This window comes from Planomonospora antibiotica (assembly GCF_014647955.1).
GTDB lineage: Bacteria > Actinomycetota > Actinomycetes > Streptosporangiales > Streptosporangiaceae > Planomonospora > Planomonospora parontospora.
This window is the reverse complement of the sequence record NZ_BMQE01000106.1, coordinates 1-4,942: the sequence shown is the minus strand read 5'-3', so window position 1 is coordinate 4,942 and position 4,942 is coordinate 1. Positions and strand designations below refer to the sequence as shown.

The window sequence follows — 4,942 nt, the reverse complement described above, 5'->3', positions numbered from 1 at the left end:
TGCGAGTTGTGGAACACGTTCTTGTGGATAACCCGGGCGGGTCATCGCACGACCGAGATCACAACCCCATCCCGATGCCGGGTGCGGCCGGCGGGTCGGCCGTTGGTGGCTGGTAGGCAGTGCCGCTCGTCGCCGCCGGAGCGGCAGGGTTCGCCGCGGCCGCTGCGCAGGGCGGTGCGGGGGCAAGGGTGGTCAGCGCGGTGAACGCGGCTGCGGTCTTCGGCGCTTCGGCGGGCTGCTGCTCGTCGCCGCGGTGCTGTAGCCATGATCCGTCGGCGGTCACGCTGAAGTACGCGTGCACGTCCGGCGGCACGGCGTCGGTAACGACGAACATGTTCTGGCGCATGTACACCAGGCAGGGACGCTGCTGGTTCTCGGCGGTGCGCGTCGCCATGACCATGGCGGCCACCGGGGAGATGCACGCGGCCAGCAGGAACGGCTTTTCAGCGGCGAGCTTGTGTTCCAGGTCGGCGTGCACGTCGGTGACGACGACGGCGGGGCGACCCCGGCTGGCGTCGAAATCGCTGTCGGCGATGGAGATCGTGGCGATCGTCGTGCCGCTCAGGCTCACCCAGAGGCCGCTGGCGGTCACCATCCAGTAGCCGGTATCGGCCGGTGGCGTATCGCTGACGCGCGCATCGGTGTGACCTTCGTCGCCGTAGACGTAGTACGGCCGGCCGTTGTCGCGGGCGCGGTCGGCGGCGTGGGCCAGCGCCGCGGGGACCGGTCCTTCCCACTGGTAGACGCGTGTCGGCTCCGCAAGCGCCGCGGCGTACTCGGCGCTCAGTCGGGCGGCGGCGAGTTCGGCCAGGGGCAGGGCGTGAGGGAGCGCGGCAACGGGCTGCTGGCCGCTGGTGATCGCGTGCATGGCGGTCGTGAGCTGGTCGACGTTGTGCGTCACCGAGCCGCGTGCGATGCCCGCCTCGATGGGCTCGCCGCGGTCGTGCAAGCGCAGCACCGCCGCATACAGCCGGCCGAGCTCGGGGTCGGTGAAGTCTTCCGGGCCGTCCAGGACCTGGCGGACCTCGGCGATCTGGACCGGGTCGAGGAACAGGCTGGCCAGCAGTTGCACCTCATGATGGTGCGCGGTGTCTGCAGGGTTGTCCGCACCCTGCAGGACGGTGGGGGCGGGCAGGTCAGCGGAGGAGTCAGCAGGCGGGGCGGCAGCAGTGAGCTGATCATGCGTATCGGACGCGTGCGCGTCGGCGGAGGAGAGGGCGGCGGTGTCGACGTCGAGGTGGCTGTCGGTGCTCCATGCCGTCGCGGCCGGGTCCGCCGGAGCCGAAACCGCGGGCGCGGGCGCGGGGATGCGGTAGACGATGTTTTCGGCAGTGACGACCATCTCGTCGAAGATCCGCGTGGTTCCCTGCGAGCCGTCTTCTGCCTCCCAGATGGTGCCGCCCGGCTGCAGGTGGATGACCCAGCAGCCGGAGTCTTCAAGCACGTCTGTGACGGTCCCGCGTACGGTGATGGCGCCGCCGTCCGGTGGCGGACTGCCGCGCAGGAAGTCCCGGAAGCTCTCCTCTACGAGCGCGCGGTAGGCGATGAGGTCGCCCGGTTGGACGGTGGGGCCGCTGGCCGGAATGGCACCCATCGCGGATGCCTGGTCGAACAGCTCCTGCAGACGGCCGGCATCGATCGTGCGCTGGATGCGGCTGACGTCGCCGGCCACTCGTAGGGTCACCTTGCGCGGGGCGCCGGTGTCGGGATGCGTGCCCACGAGCTGGATGTCGCGCTTGCGGCGGGCGGTGCTGGCATAGACGATCGGGGCGCCCCAGCTGCCATACCGATCCAGGGTGCGCAGCACATCGCCGGGGCGGGCATCGAGCAGGTGGATGAACTCGTAGGTGGGCAGTTCATGGGCCGTTGCCTCGGCCGGCATCGCCTGCTGGGGACCGGTCGCGCCGAGGTCTGCGGCGGCGAACGCGTTGTCCGCCGATTCCGGGGTCCGGTTCCAGGTGTGCCGGGTGACGGTGCCCTGGCCGCCGCTCGTGGTGTCGACAGTGACCCGCAACAGCGAGCCGTCGCCCCACACGTGTACCGCGACGTGCAAGCCTCGCTCGGCCAGCACAGGAGCGGCCGCGTGCGCGCGCTCCTGGAGAGCCTCGGTGCTGTCGCCGGGCAGGAAGGGGCGGAAGGTAGCGAAGTAGTGCAGCGGTTCACGGCCGCGCCGCAGGGTCCGGATGCTGAATTCCCGCGGGTCGAACCCGGCGGCGAGCAAGGCCGTGCGCATCTGGTCCGCGCCGAGGTCGACACGAGTCGACGGGCCGGGCGCATCGGCGGCGGGTTCGAGCGTGCGGCTCCGTGATTGCGGCGCGAGCGGTGCGGCCGGCGTGGGGGAGAGGAGCAGGTCGGTGTCCGTCGGCGGATCTGCCGATGGAACCACAGGCGGCGCGGGTGTCGGCGCGGTGGGCGCCTCCGCCGGTGCCGAGGTAGGTGCGTGCTCAGGTACGGACGGGGCGGCCGCGGTGGGGTGCGCCGCCTCCGGGGAGAACGCGCTCAGGACGGGAGCCCGATCGGTTTCGGCCCCCACTGAAGACTCATCGACATGGGCCTCCAGTCGTTGCCGCGCCTGCTTCACCCGGGTGCGGGTCGCTTCGCCCTCGGGTTCCTGCATGTTCGCCGCAGCGCTGCTGTAGTGCGTGAGGTAGTCGGCGGCTCCTTGGCGAGTCCGCGCGGACGCGTCGGTGAGTGCTTGCTCGTCGCCGTCCATGAGCCGTCGCGCGAGGTCGCGTCCGGCCATGTATGCGGTGTCGAGGTCCCAGTGGGTGGAAGCGCGCCCCAGCGCGGCGAGCATCGCGGCCAGGTTCGGCCCGATGGCGCCCTGCTGGTGCAGCGGGGCGGTGTCGACCAATGCGTGCGCGGCCATGGCGCTGTGGTGGAAGAACTCAAGGCCGTCGCTTTCCAGGTGCTGGTTGAACGTGGCGGCGGTGGTGGAGACCCGCCCTGGCACCCGCTCGTTGCCCGCCACCGCGTCGTCGGCCATCGCCGGAGGCAGGCCGAGGCGTTCGGCCCCGTAGCGCAGGTTGCCCTCGGTGATCTCGCTGGTTCCGTCCCAGGCTTTCAGTTCCTGGCGTGCCTGTTGTTCGGCGCGGATGGCGGCACGGGTCGCCTCCATCTCCGCTCGTTCCCGCTCGCGGATGGGCTCCAGCAGGGCGTCGCGGTGAGCTTGCGCGTCGTCGGGGAGGTAGCGAAGGACGGTGGCGCCGGTGGGCACGCGCGCGTGAACGAGCGTGCCGTCGGCGCGCCGCACCTCGATCTCCGTCATCGGCGTGGGCTGCTTGGCACGCGGGTTGGTGATGCCGCCGTCCCGGATGGCTTCGACTCGTCCCCCGTAGATGTCCCATGAGGGCAGGTCGATCACGTCACGTGCGCGCAGCGGCCCGTCGCCGTTGGCGCTGTTGTCCAGGCGCGCCGTACCGCGTGCGGGCGGGTCGGCCTCGTAGGCCCGGAACCGCTCAAGCGCCGCCTGCGCCTGTTCAGAGGTGGAGAAGTTCACTTTGGAGCGGCGGCCGTTGTCCTCCCAGGCATGCCCCCACCGCCTGCCGGGCACCACGCGGCCGTCCGCGCGTGTCGACGTCTCCTCATCTCTGGCCGCGCTGTCATCGGCAGCCGCGCCGTTGTCGGCCTGCGCGGACGGTTCTGTTTCGCGGGCGGGGAGCAGATCGGTGCCCGTATCGGCCGAAGCCTCCTGGGCGGTATCGAACTCGGCCAGCGCGGCGATCGCGCTGTCGACCTTGGCTTCTCGCCTGTGCCGCTCGGTGGCCGCGGCCGGTTCCCCGGCGGAGTCATCGCCCGTGGGGGGCGGCAGTTTGTCGAGCTCGGCGATGGCATCGACGATCGCTTCGAGCAGATAGACGCGGGATCGGGCGCGTTCGATGCGGTCGGTGTAGTCGACCTGGCGGCTGACGGCGTCGGTCAGGTCGGCGATCTCACGCTCCAGCCCGGGGAGCCTGTCGATATCGGCCTGCTGCAGGTCGGGCGCGGATTCCAGGGCGCGACGCAACCCGCGAATCAGCTTGCCGCCGCCGGCGTCGGCCTTGAGGTCGTCGGTGGTCAGCTCCATGGCGCTGCCGGGCAGGTCCGGGAAGAAGATGCGGGCGCAGAAGACCTCGCCGCTGCTGTCGGTTTGTGCGGCCAGTTCCAGGCCGCCGAACGCCCCGATGGTCTGCACGGGGCCGGGGCCGCTGCTGGTGTGCGCGCTCATCGCGTCGATCACCAGGCGCCGCAGCGCCGTCCCGGCCGGACCGACCTGGTCATACAGGGTGCCGTTGAGGGCCAGGGCGAAGTCGGGGCCGGTGGTGGGCCGGATGCGGGGCAGGGCGTCCGCGCGGCGCGGGATGTCGCTGCGGACCTGAGCGGCCTCGGCCTGCTTGGCGGCCAGCAGGTCGACGTCCCCGGCGCGTTGCGCGGCCGTGATCCGCTGGTCGGACTCCAGCGCGCTGAGCTGGGCCCGCATCTGGAACAGATCCCGCAGGTGGGGATTGCCGGACAGTTCGGCCTGCATGGTGCCGAAGTCGGCCTCGACCTCGTCGATCTCCAGCAGCTGCAGGGCGTGGATGTCGCGGGTCATGACCGTGCGCGATCCACTGATCTTGGAGGTCAGCAGCCCGTACATGAAGGCGTCCAGGCTGTGCTTCGTCCCGAGCAGGTGGATGCCGATCTCGGCGTTCTGGTTGCCCTGGCGGTGGCCGCGGCCGTTGCGCTGGTCGATCATCGACGGCTTGGGCGTCGGGTCCATGTGGATGATGTCGGTGACGCGGTTTTGCAGGTTGAGGGACTCGCCCATCTTGGCCGAGGAGCCGAGCAGCACCCGGATGCGCCCGTCCCAGGTCCGCTCGACCAGGTCGTCGAGGTCTTCGGGGCCGTGGGCGTCATGAATGAGCTGATTCCATCCTGTTTTCGCAGGTAAATGAGGGTGGCCTGGTCGGGATTGGCGTGA

General features: G+C 70.8%; 1 protein-coding gene. It reads right to left on the bottom strand.

Annotation, left to right across the window (positions count from 1 at the left end):
* Positions 1 to 58 precede the first annotated feature (58 nt).
* Positions 59 to 4,813 (bottom strand): DnaB-like helicase N-terminal domain-containing protein, encoded by a 4,755-nt coding sequence (locus IEZ06_RS35395; protein WP_203872196.1) that lies wholly within the window; start codon positions 4,811 to 4,813, stop codon positions 59 to 61.
* Between the last annotated feature and the right edge of the window lie 129 nt (positions 4,814 to 4,942).